General features: G+C 57.1%; 27 protein-coding genes. All 27 read right to left on the reverse strand.

Translation table 11 applies throughout. The annotated features are described in order from the left end of the window. Window positions 1-51: 51 nt before the first annotated feature. Window positions 52-456: a 30S ribosomal protein S11 gene (gene rpsK, locus AYR66_RS27355; protein ID WP_088710692.1), complete on the reverse strand. Its 405-nt coding sequence runs from the start codon at window positions 454-456 to the stop codon at window positions 52-54. 42 nt (window positions 457-498) lie between these two features. After that, entirely contained in the window at window positions 499-864 is a 366-nt protein-coding gene (gene rpsM / locus AYR66_RS27360) for a 30S ribosomal protein S13 (RefSeq protein WP_088710693.1), read from the reverse strand. A gap of 27 nt (window positions 865-891) precedes the next feature. Continuing rightward, window positions 892-1,005 carry a 50S ribosomal protein L36 gene (gene rpmJ, locus AYR66_RS27365; RefSeq protein ID WP_014004415.1) on the reverse strand — a complete coding sequence of 38 codons (114 nt, stop codon included), beginning with the start codon at window positions 1,003-1,005 and terminating at the stop codon, window positions 892-894. A gap of 35 nt (window positions 1,006-1,040) precedes the next feature. Then, complete coding sequence (gene infA / locus AYR66_RS27370; protein WP_005663428.1) at window positions 1,041-1,259, reverse strand: translation initiation factor IF-1; 219 nt, start codon at window positions 1,257-1,259, stop codon at window positions 1,041-1,043. A 26-nt stretch (window positions 1,260-1,285) separates the two neighbouring features. Next, on the reverse strand, window positions 1,286-2,617 hold the full coding sequence (secY, locus tag AYR66_RS27375) for a preprotein translocase subunit SecY (protein WP_088710694.1): 1,332 nt from the start codon (window positions 2,615-2,617) through the stop codon (window positions 1,286-1,288). A gap of 25 nt (window positions 2,618-2,642) precedes the next feature. Beyond that, on the reverse strand, window positions 2,643-3,074 hold the full coding sequence (gene rplO / locus AYR66_RS27380; RefSeq protein ID WP_088710695.1) for a 50S ribosomal protein L15: 432 nt from the start codon (window positions 3,072-3,074) through the stop codon (window positions 2,643-2,645). A gap of 27 nt (window positions 3,075-3,101) precedes the next feature. Next, a complete protein-coding gene (rpmD, locus tag AYR66_RS27385; RefSeq protein ID WP_088710696.1) occupies window positions 3,102-3,281 on the reverse strand; it encodes a 50S ribosomal protein L30 in 180 nt (59 codons plus the stop codon). A 10-nt stretch (window positions 3,282-3,291) separates the two neighbouring features. Next, window positions 3,292-3,813 carry a 30S ribosomal protein S5 gene (gene rpsE, locus AYR66_RS27390; RefSeq protein ID WP_088710697.1) on the reverse strand — a complete coding sequence of 174 codons (522 nt, stop codon included), beginning with the start codon at window positions 3,811-3,813 and terminating at the stop codon, window positions 3,292-3,294. Between the two features lie 12 nt (window positions 3,814-3,825). Beyond that, entirely contained in the window at window positions 3,826-4,188 is a 363-nt protein-coding gene (gene rplR / locus AYR66_RS27395) for a 50S ribosomal protein L18 (RefSeq protein WP_088710698.1), read from the reverse strand. Window positions 4,189-4,200: 12 nt separating this feature from the next. Continuing rightward, window positions 4,201-4,734, reverse strand: coding sequence for a 50S ribosomal protein L6 (gene rplF / locus AYR66_RS27400; protein WP_088710699.1), 534 nt, complete (start codon window positions 4,732-4,734; stop codon window positions 4,201-4,203). Window positions 4,735-4,744: 10 nt separating this feature from the next. After that, complete coding sequence (gene rpsH / locus AYR66_RS27405) at window positions 4,745-5,140, reverse strand: 30S ribosomal protein S8 (RefSeq protein WP_088710700.1); 396 nt, start codon at window positions 5,138-5,140, stop codon at window positions 4,745-4,747. Window positions 5,141-5,154: 14 nt separating this feature from the next. Beyond that, the gene (gene rpsN, locus AYR66_RS27410) at window positions 5,155-5,460 is read right to left on the reverse strand and encodes a 30S ribosomal protein S14 (protein ID WP_088710701.1); all 306 of its coding nucleotides are present in this window, start codon (window positions 5,458-5,460) and stop codon (window positions 5,155-5,157) included. 7 nt (window positions 5,461-5,467) lie between these two features. Then, entirely contained in the window at window positions 5,468-6,007 is a 540-nt protein-coding gene (gene rplE, locus AYR66_RS27415) for a 50S ribosomal protein L5 (RefSeq protein ID WP_088710702.1), read from the reverse strand. A gap of 6 nt (window positions 6,008-6,013) precedes the next feature. Next, entirely contained in the window at window positions 6,014-6,328 is a 315-nt protein-coding gene (rplX, locus tag AYR66_RS27420; RefSeq protein ID WP_088710703.1) for a 50S ribosomal protein L24, read from the reverse strand. A gap of 11 nt (window positions 6,329-6,339) precedes the next feature. Next, a complete protein-coding gene (gene rplN, locus AYR66_RS27425) occupies window positions 6,340-6,708 on the reverse strand; it encodes a 50S ribosomal protein L14 (RefSeq protein ID WP_088710704.1) in 369 nt (122 codons plus the stop codon). Between the two features lie 244 nt (window positions 6,709-6,952). After that, complete coding sequence (gene rpsQ / locus AYR66_RS27430) at window positions 6,953-7,225, reverse strand: 30S ribosomal protein S17 (RefSeq protein WP_088710705.1); 273 nt, start codon at window positions 7,223-7,225, stop codon at window positions 6,953-6,955. Further along, window positions 7,225-7,416, reverse strand: coding sequence for a 50S ribosomal protein L29 (rpmC, locus tag AYR66_RS27435; protein WP_088710706.1), 192 nt, complete (start codon window positions 7,414-7,416; stop codon window positions 7,225-7,227). Before rpmC ends, rpsQ begins: the two co-directional genes overlap by 1 nt. Window positions 7,417-7,428: 12 nt before the next feature. Then, complete coding sequence (rplP, locus tag AYR66_RS27440; RefSeq protein ID WP_088710707.1) at window positions 7,429-7,848, reverse strand: 50S ribosomal protein L16; 420 nt, start codon at window positions 7,846-7,848, stop codon at window positions 7,429-7,431. Between the two features lie 2 nt (window positions 7,849-7,850). Then, the gene (gene rpsC / locus AYR66_RS27445) at window positions 7,851-8,687 is read right to left on the reverse strand and encodes a 30S ribosomal protein S3 (RefSeq protein ID WP_088710708.1); all 837 of its coding nucleotides are present in this window, start codon (window positions 8,685-8,687) and stop codon (window positions 7,851-7,853) included. A 9-nt stretch (window positions 8,688-8,696) separates the two neighbouring features. Continuing rightward, on the reverse strand, window positions 8,697-9,029 hold the full coding sequence (gene rplV / locus AYR66_RS27450; RefSeq protein ID WP_170942398.1) for a 50S ribosomal protein L22: 333 nt from the start codon (window positions 9,027-9,029) through the stop codon (window positions 8,697-8,699). A gap of 6 nt (window positions 9,030-9,035) precedes the next feature. After that, the gene (rpsS, locus tag AYR66_RS27455) at window positions 9,036-9,311 is read right to left on the reverse strand and encodes a 30S ribosomal protein S19 (protein ID WP_088710709.1); all 276 of its coding nucleotides are present in this window, start codon (window positions 9,309-9,311) and stop codon (window positions 9,036-9,038) included. A gap of 10 nt (window positions 9,312-9,321) precedes the next feature. Further along, complete coding sequence (rplB, locus tag AYR66_RS27460; protein WP_088710710.1) at window positions 9,322-10,149, reverse strand: 50S ribosomal protein L2; 828 nt, start codon at window positions 10,147-10,149, stop codon at window positions 9,322-9,324. Continuing rightward, on the reverse strand, window positions 10,149-10,466 hold the full coding sequence (gene rplW, locus AYR66_RS27465; protein WP_088710711.1) for a 50S ribosomal protein L23: 318 nt from the start codon (window positions 10,464-10,466) through the stop codon (window positions 10,149-10,151). Before rplW ends, rplB begins: the two co-directional genes overlap by 1 nt. Beyond that, window positions 10,463-11,083 (reverse strand): 50S ribosomal protein L4, encoded by a 621-nt coding sequence (rplD, locus tag AYR66_RS27470; RefSeq protein ID WP_088710712.1) that lies wholly within the window; start codon window positions 11,081-11,083, stop codon window positions 10,463-10,465. The genes rplW and rplD overlap by 4 nt, the downstream gene beginning before the upstream one ends. Window positions 11,084-11,086: 3 nt before the next feature. Further along, the gene (gene rplC / locus AYR66_RS27475; RefSeq protein WP_088710713.1) at window positions 11,087-11,743 is read right to left on the reverse strand and encodes a 50S ribosomal protein L3; all 657 of its coding nucleotides are present in this window, start codon (window positions 11,741-11,743) and stop codon (window positions 11,087-11,089) included. Window positions 11,744-11,910: 167 nt separating this feature from the next. Beyond that, entirely contained in the window at window positions 11,911-12,222 is a 312-nt protein-coding gene (gene rpsJ, locus AYR66_RS27480; protein ID WP_088710714.1) for a 30S ribosomal protein S10, read from the reverse strand. Between the two features lie 86 nt (window positions 12,223-12,308). Beyond that, on the reverse strand, window positions 12,309-12,518 hold a 210-nt coding region (locus AYR66_RS27485; RefSeq protein ID WP_141104343.1), incomplete at its 5' end, for an EF-Tu C-terminal domain-related protein.

Raw genomic sequence — 12,518 nt, forward strand, 5'->3', positions numbered from 1 at the left:
CCCCGCCAGTATAACTGGCGGGCAGTTTTCCTGCTAGTACCGCAGCTGTGCTTAGATACGGCGACGCTTCGGCGGACGGCAACCGTTATGCGGAACCGGCGTCACGTCTTGGATCTGGGTGATCTTGATACCGAGGCTGTTCAGCGCGCGAACGGCGGATTCGCGACCCGGGCCGGGGCCCTTGATGCGCACTTCCAGATTCTTCACGCCGCACTCGATGGCAACCTTGCCTGCTGCTTCAGCCGCAACCTGCGCTGCGAACGGGGTCGATTTGCGCGAACCCTTGAAGCCAGCACCACCGGAAGTTGCCCACGACAGAGCGTTGCCCTGACGGTCGGTAATAGTGATGATGGTGTTGTTGAAAGACGCGTGGATGTGCGCGATACCTTCGGCAACGTTCTTTTTAACCTTCTTGCGCACGCGAGCTGCTGCGGCGTTGTTCTGGGCTTTAGCCATGTTAGTTTCCTTGAATCCGACTTCGGGTCAAACTGCGCTGGATTACTTCTTCAGCGCCTGAGCTGCCTTGCGCGGGCCCTTGCGGGTACGAGCATTGGTGCGGGTACGTTGACCGCGAACCGGCAGGCCCTTGCGATGACGCAGGCCACGATAGCAACCCAGGTCCATCAGACGCTTGATGCTCATCGAGACTTCACGACGCAGGTCACCTTCGACGACGAACTTACCTACTTCGTCGCGCAGCTTTTCCAGCTCGTTATCGTCCAGATCCTTGACCTTCTTGGTGGTCGGGACACCCGTCTTTTCGCAGATTTCCTCCGCGCGCGGACGGCCAATACCATAAATCGCAGTCAAGCCGATAACGGTGTGTTGGTGATTGGGGATATTCACCCCTGCAATACGTGCCATTCGTTATTCCTCGATCAATAACGTTAATTAACCCTGGCGCTGCTTGTGACGCGGTTCGGTGCAGATCACACGAACGACGCCCTTGCGCTTGATGATTTTGCAGTTGCGGCAGATCCGCTTGACTGATGCGAGCACTTTCATTTTCGCCCTCTTTCTAGCTTTTGGTTGCTTGTTACTTACTTCGTACGGAACACAATCCGTGCCCGGCTCAAATCATAGGGCGTCAATTCCACCGTCACCTTATCGCCGGGAAGAATACGAATGTAGTTCATTCGCATCTTGCCGGAAATGTGCCCGAGAACAACGTGCCCATTTTCCAACTTGACTCTAAAAGTTGCATTCGGAAGATTCTCAAGAATCTCGCCCTGCATCTGAATTACGTCGTCTTTTGCCATTCGCTCTGTTCGCCCTGGGCTACCGGTTAACGAGTCGGCATGCCGCCTTTGAAATTCGCCTTACGAAGCAGTGATTCGTATTGCTGCGACATCACGTAATTCTGGACCTGCGCCATGAAATCCATGGTCACCACCACAATAATCAGCAGCGATGTACCACCGAAGTAGAACGGCACCTTCCAGCGCGCGATCAGGAATTCCGGCAGCAAGCACACCAGCGTGATGTACACCGCACCAACCAGCGTCAGACGCATCAGGATCTTATCGATGTATCGCGCCGTCTGGTCGCCCGGACGGATACCCGGGACAAAAGCACCACTCTTCTTCAAATTGTCTGCGGTCTCTTTGCTGTTGAATACCAGGGCGGTATAAAAGAAGCAAAAGAACACAATCGCAACTGCATACAGCAAGGCGTGGATCGGCTCACCCGGAGCTAGCGATGCTGCCAGATCCTTAAGGAAACGGACAAATGCATTGCTCGTATCCCCAGTGGTAAACCAGCTCGTGATCGTCGCCGGAAACAGAATAATCGACGAGGCGAAAATCGGCGGGATCACGCCAGCCATGTTCAACTTCAGCGGCAAATGGCTGCTCTGACCGCCGTAAATCTTGTTGCCAACCTGACGCTTGGCGTAGTTCACCAGGATCTTCCGCTGGCCTCGTTCGATAAAGACCACCAGGAAGGTCACAGACGCGACGATCACACAGATCAGGATCGCTGACAGCGCGTTCATCGACCCGGTGCGAACCAGCTCAAACAAGCCACCGATCGCGTTCGGCAATCCTGCTGCAATACCGGCGAAGATAATGATCGAGATACCGTTACCCAGACCACGCTCGGTGATCTGCTCACCCAGCCACATCAAGAACATCGTTCCGGTCACCAGCGTCACGACGGTGGTGAAACGGAATGCTAGACCCGGATCGATCACCAGACCGGCTTGCGATTCCAGCGCAACAGCAATACCCAGTGCCTGGAACGTAGCCAGCAGCAACGTGCCGTAACGCGTGTACTGCGTAATCTTGCGACGGCCGGCCTCACCTTCCTTCTTCAGCGCTTCCAGCTGCGGCGAAACGATCGACATGAGCTGCATGATGATCGATGCCGAGATGTACGGCATGATCCCCAGAGCAAATATCGTAAACCGAGACAGTGCACCGCCGGAGAACATGTTGAACATCCCGAGGATGCCGCCCTGGTTCTGCCGGAAAAGCTCAGCCAGCTGATCGGGATCGATCCCCGGCACGGGGATGTGAGCGCCGATACGGTAAACAACCAACGCAGCAAGCAGGAACCAAAGGCGGCCCCAGGGAAAACCGCTTGCTGCACTCTTAGCGAGTTGCGGTGTCGTCGCCAATTATTGCTCCGAACAAACCGGCTGCTTAAGCAACCGAACCGCCTGCGGCTTCAATCGCAGCCTTGGCACCCTTGGTCGCAATCAAGCCCTTGATCGTGACTTTCTTGCTAAGCTCGCCAGCCTTGATAACGCGGACAACGCGAGCCAGCTCCGAGACCAGGCCAGCTTGCTTCAGTGCGAGCATGTCGATCTCGGCGACCGGCAGCTTTTCGAGGTCTCCCAGACGAACTTCCGCCTTGAATGGGGTAGCCTGCGACTTGAAGCCACGCTTCGGCAGGCGACGCTGCAGAGGCATCTGACCGCCTTCGAAGCCAACTTTGTGGAAACCGCCGGAACGCGATTTCTGCCCCTTGTGGCCGCGGCCTGCAGTCTTGCCCAGGCCAGAACCAATACCGCGACCGACGCGACGCTTTGCGTGCTTGGCGCCATCTGCCGGTTGAATGTTATTCAATTCCATGATTTGCTCCGTTCGCAAGCGCTCAGCTTACGACACCACTTTCACGAGATACGCTACCTTGTTGATCATGCCGCGGACTGCCGGCGTGTCTTGCAGCTCCGAAACGGAGTTCACGCGACGGAGGCCGAGGCCACGAACGGTGGCGCGATGGTCCTGGCGAGTGCCGATCAAGCCTTTGACCAGTTTCACTTTGATTGTGTTTGCCATTCGGATCACCTTAACCCAGAATTTCTTCAACGGACTTGCCGCGCTTGGCAGCAATTTCCGACGGGGTATTCATGTTCGCCAAGCCGTTCAGCGTTGCACGAACCATGTTGTACGGGTTGGTCGAGCCGTAGGACTTTGCCACCACGTTCGTCACACCCATGACTTCGAAGATCGCGCGCATCGGACCACCGGCGATGACGCCGGTACCGTCTTTTGCAGGCGAAATCATGACGGTCGAGGCACCGTGCTTGCCGGTCACGGTGTGCTGCAGCGTGCCGTTCTTGAGGGTTACCTTGATCATCTTGCGACGGGCTTCTTCCATTGCCTTTTGTACGGCAACTGGAACTTCCTTTGACTTGCCCTTGCCCATGCCGATGCGTCCATCGCCGTCACCAACCACGGTCAGCGCCGCGAAACCCATGATACGGCCACCCTTGACGACCTTGGTCACACGATTGACCGCGATCATCTTTTCCCGCAGGCCGTCGTCGCGCTCTTCGCCTTGCTGCGTCTTTGCTTGCATTTTTGCCATGACGATTCTTCCTTAGAACTTCAGACCGGCTTCACGAGCCGCTTCCGCCACTGCCTTGACTCGGCCGTGATAGCGGAAACCGGAGCGATCGAACGCGACTTCAGTGATACCGGCCTTCAGGGCCTTCTCCGCGACGCGCTTGCCGACCAGGGCGGCAGCGGCAGCATTGCCGCCCTTGCCCGACTTGCCAGCCAACTCTTGGCGCACTTCCGCTTCCACGGTAGATGCGGAGGCCAGAACCTTCGCGTCCGGACCAATGATGTTTGCGTAAATGTGCAGGTTGGTGCGATGCACGGCAAGGCGATTCACCTTGAGTTCTGCGATCTTCGCGCGGGTTTGGCGCGCGCGGCGCAGACGAGATTGTTTCTTGTCCATCGTCAACCCCTATTACTTCTTCTTGGTTTCTTTGATCACCACCACTTCGTCCGCATAGCGGACGCCCTTGCCCTTATAAGGCTCGGGGCTGCGGTAGGCACGGATCTCTGCAGCGGTCTGGCCGACCTTCTGCTTGTCGACGCCCTTGATCAAGATTTCAGTCTGGCTCGGGGTTTCAACCTTCACACCGGTCGGCATCTGATGCACAACCGGGTGGGAGAAACCGAGCGACAGGTTCAGCTTGTCGCCTTGCGCCTGAGCACGGTAACCAACGCCTACCAGGGAAAGCTTCTTTTCGAAGCCCTTGGTGACGCCATTGACCATGTTATTGACCAGTGCACGCAGGGTGCCGGACATCGCATTCGCTTCGCGGCTATCGTTAGCCGGCGAGAACTTGAGCGTGCCGTTGTCGTTTTCGATCTTGACCAGGCCGTTCAGCGACTGGGACAACGTTCCCAGCGGGCCCTTCACAGTGATTTGCTCTGCAGCGATGGTCGCTTCCGCGCCCGTCGGCAGTGCAATCGGCATTTTACCTACACGAGACATCTTGCACTCCTTAGGCCACGTAGCAAATGACTTCGCCACCGACACCGGTTGCGCGCGCTTTGCGGTCTGTCATCACACCCTTCGGCGTGGAAACGATTGCCACACCAAGGCCGTTCATCACTTGCGGAATCTCGTCCTTGCCCTTGTAAATACGCAGGCCAGGACGGGAGACGCGCTCGAGGCGCTCAATAACCGGGCGGCCAGCATAGTACTTCAGGCCGATCTTCAGCTCTGCCTTGCCACCATCTTCGGATACTGCGTAATCTTCGATGTAACCCTCATCCTTCAGGACGTTGGCAATCGCCACCTTGACCTTGGACGACGGCATCGCCACGGTGGTCTTCTGAACACCTTGGGCGTTGCGGATACGGGTCAGCATATCGGCGATAGGATCGCTCATACTCATTGCTTGTTCTCCTATTACCAGCTAGCTTTGGTTACACCCGGAATCTCGCCGCGCATGGCGATTTCACGGATCTTGGTACGGCCCAAACCGAACTTGCGGAAGGTGCCGCGGGGACGACCGGTCAGTGCGCAACGGTTGCGCTGACGAGTCGGATTCGCGTTGCGCGGCAGCGCTTGCAGCTTCAGGCGCGCTTCATAGCGCTCTTCTTCCGATTTCGATTGATCGTCGATGATTGCCTTCAACTCGGCACGCTTGCCGGCGTACTTCTTCACCAGGGCAGCGCGCTTTTGTTCACGGTTAATCAGTGCCAGTTTTGCCATGGCATCCTCAGTTTCTGAACGGGAATTTAAATGCGGCGAGGAGCGCTTTCGCTTCGTCGTCGGTCTTCGCAGTCGTGGTGATGCTGATGTTCATACCACGCAGCGCGTCGATCTTGTCGTACTCGATTTCGGGGAAAATGATCTGCTCTTTCACACCGATGTTGTAGTTACCACGACCGTCGAATGCACGACCGGATACGCCACGGAAGTCACGCACGCGCGGCAGCGCGACGGTGATCAGACGATCCAGGAATTCGTACATACGAGCGCCACGCAGGGTCACCATGCAACCGATCGGATAGCCTTCGCGAATCTTGAAACCTGCGATTGCCTTACGCGCCTTGGTCACAACCGGCTTCTGGCCAGCGATCTTGGTCAGGTCGCCGACAGCGTGCTCGATGATCTTCTTGTCCGCAACCGCTTCCGACAGACCCATGTTCAGGGTGATCTTGGTCAGGCGCGGGACTTCCATCACCGACTTGTAACCAAACTTCGTGGTCAGGTCGGCGACGACTTTATCTTTGTAGAATTGTTGGAGACGGGCCATGATGTCTTACACCTTAACGACTTCGCCGTTGGACTTGTAAACGCGGACCTTCTTGCCGTCCACAACCTTGAAGCCCACGCTATCCGCCTTGCCAGTCGCCGCATTGAACAATGCAACGTTGGAGACGTGAATAGGCATCAGCTTGTCAACGATGCCACCAGTAGCGCCGGTCATGGGGTTCGGGCGAACAGCCTTCTTGGCAACGTTCACACCCTCAACCACAACGTGATCAGCGTCCACACGCTGCTTCACCACACCACGCTTGCCCTTATCCTTACCGGTCAGGACGATGACTTCGTCATTTTTCCGAATCTTATCCATGACGAGACTCCTTACAGAACTTCGGGCGCGAGCGACACGATCTTCATGAAGCGCTCGGTACGCAGCTCGCGCGTCACCGGCCCAAAGATACGAGTGCCGATCGGCTCAAGCTTATTGTTCAGCAACACTGCTGCGTTGCCATCGAACTTAACCAGCGAGCCATCCTGACGACGCACACCCTTGGCGGTGCGAACGACGACAGCGTTGTAAATCTCGCCCTTTTTCACACGGCCACGCGGCGCAGCATCTTTCACTGTCACCTTGATGACATCGCCAATGCTGGCGTAACGGCGCTTGGAACCACCAAGCACCTTAATGCACAGGACTTCACGCGCACCCGTGTTGTCGGCTACCTCGAGCCGGCTTTCAGTTTGAATCATAGTATTTTCTTTCCCAACTTAATCCGCTCATCCGCCTAACGCGGGGCTGCGGTCAGTCTTGGTCCTGTCAGCCGACTTTGCTAAGCCGCGCCGATTAGGTGGACGGTTACAAAAACTACTGCTGCGCAATTACCAACTGCGCGAATCTTTCGAACTGCAGGGCACTGCAAAATTGGCCGCACCACGAATGGCAACAACCAAGCCCGACATTATGTCACCAAAATGCCGGGCCCGCAACTACTATTTAAACGATTTGCGCAGTCTGGACCACACGGGTCACCGACCAAGCCTTCGTCTTCGAAATCGGGCGACCTTCTTGGATCTCGACGGTATCGCCTTCTTTCGCAGTGTTGTTTTCATCGTGAGCGTGATACTTGTTCGACTTCACGACGATCTTGCCGTACAGCGGGTGCTTGACGCGACGCTCGACCAGGACGGTCACGGTCTTGTCCATCTTGTCGGACACGACCTTGCCGATCAGGGTGCGCTTGAGCGACTGTTTCACTTGATCGTTCATTATTTGGCGTCCTTCTGATTCATGACCGTTTTCACGCGCGCGATGTCGCGGCGCACCTTCTTGAGTTGTGCGGTGTTATTCAGCTGCTGCGTAGCAACTTGCATACGCAGGCTGAATTGCGCCTTGAGCAACTCGTTGAGCTCTTTTTGGAGAGCTGCCTGGTCCTTGCCGCGGAGTTCAGATGCTTTCATGTTTCACTCCTATTATTGGCCGACTTGACGGAGAACGAAGGTCGTCGGCAACGGCAGCTTGGCAGCAGCCAGACGGAATGCCTCGCGAGCGAGGGATTCGTCGACACCATCCATCTCGTACAACACCTTGCCCGGACGGATTTCGGCCACATAGTACTCCGGGTTACCCTTACCGTTACCCATACGGACTTCAGCAGGCTTCTGGGAAATCGGCTTGTCCGGGAAAACGCGGATCCAGATACGGCCGCCGCGCTTGATGTGACGCGTCATTGCACGACGTGCCGCTTCAATTTGGCGAGCCGTGATACGGCCGCGGCCGACTGCCTTCAGGCCGAATTCGCCAAAGGAGACGGCTGTGCCGGCCTCGTGCGAAACGCCCTTGTTACGGCCTTTTTGCTCTTTACGATACTTTCTGCGTGCTGGTTGCAGCATAGTTATTCTCCTGCTTTCTCAGCCGGTGCAGCGCCGTCAGCCTTCTTCGGGGCACGAACACGCTTCGCAGCCGGAGTAGTGGCGGAAGTTCCTTCGGAACCATCAGCCTTCTTGGCGCGCGGGCGGCCACCCGGCTTGCCGTCGTCACGACGCGGACCGCGACGCTTCTTGTCGTCTTCGACCGGTGCTTCGATGGTCGGTGCTTCGCCGCTTGCCAGACGATCGCCCTTGTAGACCCAGACCTTGATACCGATAATGCCGTAGGTCGTTTCCGCTTCGCCGAAACCGTAGTCGATGTCAGCGCGGAGGGTGTGCAGAGGCACGCGACCTTCGCGATACCACTCCTTGCGAGCGATTTCGATACCGTTCAGACGGCCGGACGACATGATCTTGATGCCCTGGGCGCCGAGACGCATTGCGTTCTGCATGGCGCGCTTCATCGCGCGGCGGAACATGATGCGCTTTTCGAGCTGCTGGGCGATCGAGTCGGCGATCAGCTGTGCATCGACTTCCGGCTTGCGGATTTCTTCGATGTTAACGTGAACCGGCACACCCATCAGCTTGGTCAGGTCGGACTTCAGGACTTCGATGTCCTCGCCCTTCTTGCCAATCACAACACCCGGACGGGAGCTGAAAATGGTGATGCGTGCGTTCTTCGCCGGACGCTCGATGACGATGCGGCCTACGGAAGCGTTCTTCAGTTTCTTCTTCAGGTAGGTGCGAACGTTCAGGTCTTCGTTGAGCATCGAGGCAAAGTTGCCATTGCCTGCGTACCAACGCGAACCCCAGTTACGCGTAACCGAAAGACGGAAACCAGTCGGATGAATTTTCTGTCCCATCGTGACTCCTTAGTTACCGACAGTCACGTAGATGTGACAGGTTTGCTTCGAAATGCGATCGCCACGACCCTTTGCACGTGCGGTGAAACGCTTCAGGAAAGCGCCACGCTCGACATAGATCGTCTTCACGCGCAGTTCGTCGATGTCGGCACCGTCGTTGTGTTCGGCGTTCGCGATTGCGGACTCGAGCACACCCTTGATGATTGCCGCACCCTTTTTCGGGCTGAAGGCCAGGATGTTGAGAGCCTGATCCACCTTCTTGCCGCGGATCAGGTCAGCGACGAGGCGGCCCTTCTGTTCCGAGAGGCGTGCGCCACGGAGAATAGCTTTAGTTTCCATCATCGCACCTTATTTCTTGGCCTTCTTGTCGGCGGCGTGACCCTTGAACGTACGGGTCAGCGCGAATTCGCCGAGCTTGTGACCAACCATGTTTTCAGACACATAGACCGGCACGTGCTGCTTGCCGTTATGCACCGCGATCGTCAGGCCGATGAAGTCCGGCATGATCGTCGAACGACGGGACCAGGTCTTGATCGGCTTCTTGTCCTTCGACGCCTGCGCAGCTTCGACCTTCTTGATCAGGTGGGCGTCACAGAACGGCCCTTTTTTCAATGAACGTGTCATGTGTTACCCCTTATTTCTTGCCACGGCGCGAGACGATCATCGAAGTCGTGCGCTTGTTGCGACGCGTCTTCTTGCCCTTGGTCTGCTGGCCCCACGGCGACACCGGATGGCGGCCTGCGGAGGTACGACCTTCACCACCACCGTGCGGGTGATCGATCGGGTTCATGACCACACCACGAACGGTCGGGCGAATACCGCGCCAACGCGTTGCACCGGCCTTACCGATCTTGCGCAGGTTGTGCTCGCCGTTGCCGACTTCACCGACAGTCGCCCGGCACTCGATGTGCACGCGTCGGACTTCGCCGGAACGCAGTCGAACCTGGGCGTAAGTGCCTTCGCGCGCCATCAGGACAACGCCTGCGCCAGCGGTACGGGCCATCTGAGCACCTTTACCCGGCAGCATTTCGACGCAGTGCATCGTGGTACCAACCGGGATGTTACGGATCGGCAGGCAGTTACCGGCCTTGATCGGCGCCTCGGAACCATTCATCAGCTGATCGCCGACAGCGACACCCTTCGGGGCGATGATGTACTTGCGCTCGCCGTCGGCGTAGCACAGCAGTGCGATATGTGCGGTACGGTTCGGGTCGTATTCGATACGCTCGACCTTAGCCGCGATACCGTCCTTGTTGCGACGGAAGTCGACAACACGGTAATGCTGCTTATGGCCACCGCCAATGTGACGGGTGGTGATGCGACCGTTGTTGTTACGACCTGCGGTCTTGGACTTCTTCTCGACGAGAGCGTCAAACGGACGGCCTTTGTACAGGTCGGGATTGACGACCTTGACCATGCCGCGGCGACCGGCCGACGTCGGTTTCATTTTCACGAGTGCCATTATTTAGCCTCCTCGGTGAAGTTGATTTCCTGGCCCGGCTTCAGGCAAACGTATGCCTGACGCGTATGGTTGCGGCGACCAGTGAAACGGCCGGAGCGCTTTTGCTTGCCCTGGCGGTTAACGACTTGCACCGAATCCACTTGCACCTTGAACAGCAACTCGACAGCCGCCTTGATTTCCGGCTTGGTTGCGTCCGGAGCGACGCGGAAAACAACTTGTTCATTACGTTCTGCGACGAAGGTTGCCTTCTCCGAAATTACCGGAGCCAGCAGCACTTTCATCAGGCGCTCTTCGCTGTGCTTAACGACTGCGTTCATGCCAGCATCTCCTCAATCTTGGCCAACGCCGGCTTGGTGATCAGTACCTTCTTGTAGAACACCAGCGAAACGGGATCGGCATGACGCGGCTCGACGACCAGCACGTTCGGCAGGTTGCGCGAAGCGAGCAAGAGGTTTTCATCGAGGTTGTCAGTAATTACCAGCACGGAGTCCAGACCCATGCCCTTCAGCTTTTGCGCGAGCAGCTTGGTCTTCGGCGCATCAACGGAAAGGTTCTCGACGATCGACAGGCGATCTTCGCGAGCCAGCTGGGAGAGGATCGAGCAGAGACCTGCGCGATACATCTTCTTGTTGACCTTGTGCGAGAAGTTTTCGTCGGGGCTGTTCGGGAAGATGCGACCACCTCCACGCCACAGCGGCGAGGACGACATACCGGCGCGAGCGCGGCCCGTACCCTTTTGGCGCCACGGCTTCTTGGTCGTGTGGCTGACTTCTTCACGGTCTTTTTGCTTGCGGTTGCCGCTACGAGCGTTTGCCTGGTAGGCAACCACAACCTGATGAATCAGCGCTTCGTTGTAGTCACGGCCGAAAATGGTATCCGGCGCAGCGACATTGGAAGCAGCTTGACCCTGGTCATTCAGGAGCTTGAGTTCCATCGATTAGGCTCCCTTCTTTGCTTTGACTTTGACAGCGGGACGAACGATGACTTCACCGTTCTTTGCACCCGGCACCGCACCCTTGACCAGCAGCAGCTGGCGCTCAGCGTCAACGCGAGCGATTTCGAGGTTTTGCACGGTGGTGGTGACGTCACCCATGTGACCGGTCATGCGCTTACCCGGAAAAACACGACCCGGATCCTGCGCCATACCGATGGAACCCGGAACGTTGTGCGAACGGGAGTTACCGTGGGTTGCGCGACCGGAACCGAAGTTGTAGCGCTTGATCGTACCGGCATAACCCTTACCAATCGACACGCCTTGCACGTCGACCTTCTGGCCAGCTTCGAACATCGTGACGGCGATGGTGTCGCCGGCCTTCAGCTCGGCAGCCTTGGCTGCATCGATACGGAATTCTTTGAGGACGGTACCAGCTTCAACACCTGCTTTTGCGAGGTGACCGGCTGCCGCTTTGTTGACGCGGGAAGCACGGCGCTGACCGAAGGTGACTTGAACAGAAGTGTAGCCGTCTGTTTCGTCGGTTTTGATTTGCGTCACGCGGTTGTTCGACACGTCCAGCACGGTAACAGGAATCGTATCCCCGTCATCCGTGAAGATGCGCATCATACCAACCTTGCGACCAACAAGGCCTAGGCTCATTGTTTTCTCCATTCCCGCCTGCGATTGGGCGGGGCTGATGTTTGTACTACAAAAACGTATTGGCACGGATTGCCGTGCCAATACCGAAGCAGATCATTATAACCCGCATTTTTTTACACCACAAGCCACGACTTTCAAGAATTGTGGTATGTGCGGGCTTGCAACGATTACTGCAGTTTGATTTCGACGTCCACGCCAGCCGGCAGGTCCAGCTTCATCAGCGCGTCAACCGTCTTGTCGGTCGGGTCGACGATGTCCATCAGGCGCTGGTGAGTGCGGATTTCGAACTGGTCGCGCGACGACTTGTTGACGTGCGGCGAACGCAGGATGTCGAAACGCTGGATGCGGGTCGGCAGCGGAACCGGACCCTTGACCACTGCGCCGGTACGCTTGGCGGTGTCGACGATTTCCAGTGCGGACTGGTCGATCAGGCGATAGTCGAATGCCTTCAGGCGGATGCGGATTTTCTGGTTTTGCATGGTTTTGTCCTTAAAAGAGCGAGCCGCGGGCGAGTACTCACCCGCGGCGGTATTTAGTCAAAGAGCGGTTAAATCCTGCAACCCAATTACTCGATGATCTTGGCAACAACGCCGGCGCCGACGGTACGGCCGCCTTCGCGGATTGCGAAGCGCAGACCTTCTTCCATCGCGATCGGGGAGATCAGCTTGACGGTGATCGAAACGTTATCACCCGGCATCACCATTTCCTTGCCGGCCGGCAGCTCGATCGCGCCGGTCACGTCCGTCGTACGGAAGTAGAACTGCGGACGGTAGTT

This window comes from Noviherbaspirillum denitrificans (assembly GCF_002211445.1).
GTDB lineage: Bacteria > Pseudomonadota > Gammaproteobacteria > Burkholderiales > Burkholderiaceae_D > Noviherbaspirillum > Noviherbaspirillum denitrificans.

Bases quoted from the DNA above. Each gene is read 5' to 3' on its own strand.
- rpsK (WP_088710692.1), bottom strand. From the start codon at position 456: ATGGCTAAAGCCCAGAACAACGCCGCAGCAGCTCGCGTGCGCAAGAAG.
- rpsM (WP_088710693.1), bottom strand. From the start codon at position 864: ATGGCACGTATTGCAGGGGTGAATATCCCCAATCACCAACACACCGTT.
- rpmJ (WP_014004415.1), bottom strand. From the start codon at position 1,005: ATGAAAGTGCTCGCATCAGTCAAGCGGATCTGCCGCAACTGCAAAATC.
- infA (WP_005663428.1), bottom strand. From the start codon at position 1,259: ATGGCAAAAGACGACGTAATTCAGATGCAGGGCGAGATTCTTGAGAAT.
- rplO (WP_088710695.1), bottom strand. From the start codon at position 3,074: ATGGAATTGAATAACATTCAACCGGCAGATGGCGCCAAGCACGCAAAG.
- rpmD (WP_088710696.1), bottom strand. From the start codon at position 3,281: ATGGCAAACACAATCAAAGTGAAACTGGTCAAAGGCTTGATCGGCACT.
- rpsE (WP_088710697.1), bottom strand. From the start codon at position 3,813: ATGGCAAAAATGCAAGCAAAGACGCAGCAAGGCGAAGAGCGCGACGAC.
- rplR (WP_088710698.1), bottom strand. From the start codon at position 4,188: ATGGACAAGAAACAATCTCGTCTGCGCCGCGCGCGCCAAACCCGCGCG.
- rplF (WP_088710699.1), bottom strand. From the start codon at position 4,734: ATGTCTCGTGTAGGTAAAATGCCGATTGCACTGCCGACGGGCGCGGAA.
- rpsH (WP_088710700.1), bottom strand. From the start codon at position 5,140: ATGAGTATGAGCGATCCTATCGCCGATATGCTGACCCGTATCCGCAAC.
- rpsN (WP_088710701.1), bottom strand. From the start codon at position 5,460: ATGGCAAAACTGGCACTGATTAACCGTGAACAAAAGCGCGCTGCCCTG.
- rplE (WP_088710702.1), bottom strand. From the start codon at position 6,007: ATGGCCCGTCTCCAACAATTCTACAAAGATAAAGTCGTCGCCGACCTG.
- rplX (WP_088710703.1), bottom strand. From the start codon at position 6,328: ATGGATAAGATTCGGAAAAATGACGAAGTCATCGTCCTGACCGGTAAG.
- rplN (WP_088710704.1), bottom strand. From the start codon at position 6,708: ATGATTCAAACTGAAAGCCGGCTCGAGGTAGCCGACAACACGGGTGCG.
- rpsQ (WP_088710705.1), bottom strand. From the start codon at position 7,225: ATGAACGATCAAGTGAAACAGTCGCTCAAGCGCACCCTGATCGGCAAG.
- rpmC (WP_088710706.1), bottom strand. From the start codon at position 7,416: ATGAAAGCATCTGAACTCCGCGGCAAGGACCAGGCAGCTCTCCAAAAA.
- rplP (WP_088710707.1), bottom strand. From the start codon at position 7,848: ATGCTGCAACCAGCACGCAGAAAGTATCGTAAAGAGCAAAAAGGCCGT.
- rpsC (WP_088710708.1), bottom strand. From the start codon at position 8,687: ATGGGACAGAAAATTCATCCGACTGGTTTCCGTCTTTCGGTTACGCGT.
- rplV (WP_170942398.1), bottom strand. From the start codon at position 9,029: ATGATGGAAACTAAAGCTATTCTCCGTGGCGCACGCCTCTCGGAACAG.
- rpsS (WP_088710709.1), bottom strand. From the start codon at position 9,311: ATGACACGTTCATTGAAAAAAGGGCCGTTCTGTGACGCCCACCTGATC.
- rplB (WP_088710710.1), bottom strand. From the start codon at position 10,149: ATGGCACTCGTGAAAATGAAACCGACGTCGGCCGGTCGCCGCGGCATG.
- rplW (WP_088710711.1), bottom strand. From the start codon at position 10,466: ATGAACGCAGTCGTTAAGCACAGCGAAGAGCGCCTGATGAAAGTGCTG.
- rplD (WP_088710712.1), bottom strand. From the start codon at position 11,083: ATGGAACTCAAGCTCCTGAATGACCAGGGTCAAGCTGCTTCCAATGTC.
- rplC (WP_088710713.1), bottom strand. From the start codon at position 11,743: ATGAGCCTAGGCCTTGTTGGTCGCAAGGTTGGTATGATGCGCATCTTC.
- rpsJ (WP_088710714.1), bottom strand. From the start codon at position 12,222: ATGCAAAACCAGAAAATCCGCATCCGCCTGAAGGCATTCGACTATCGC.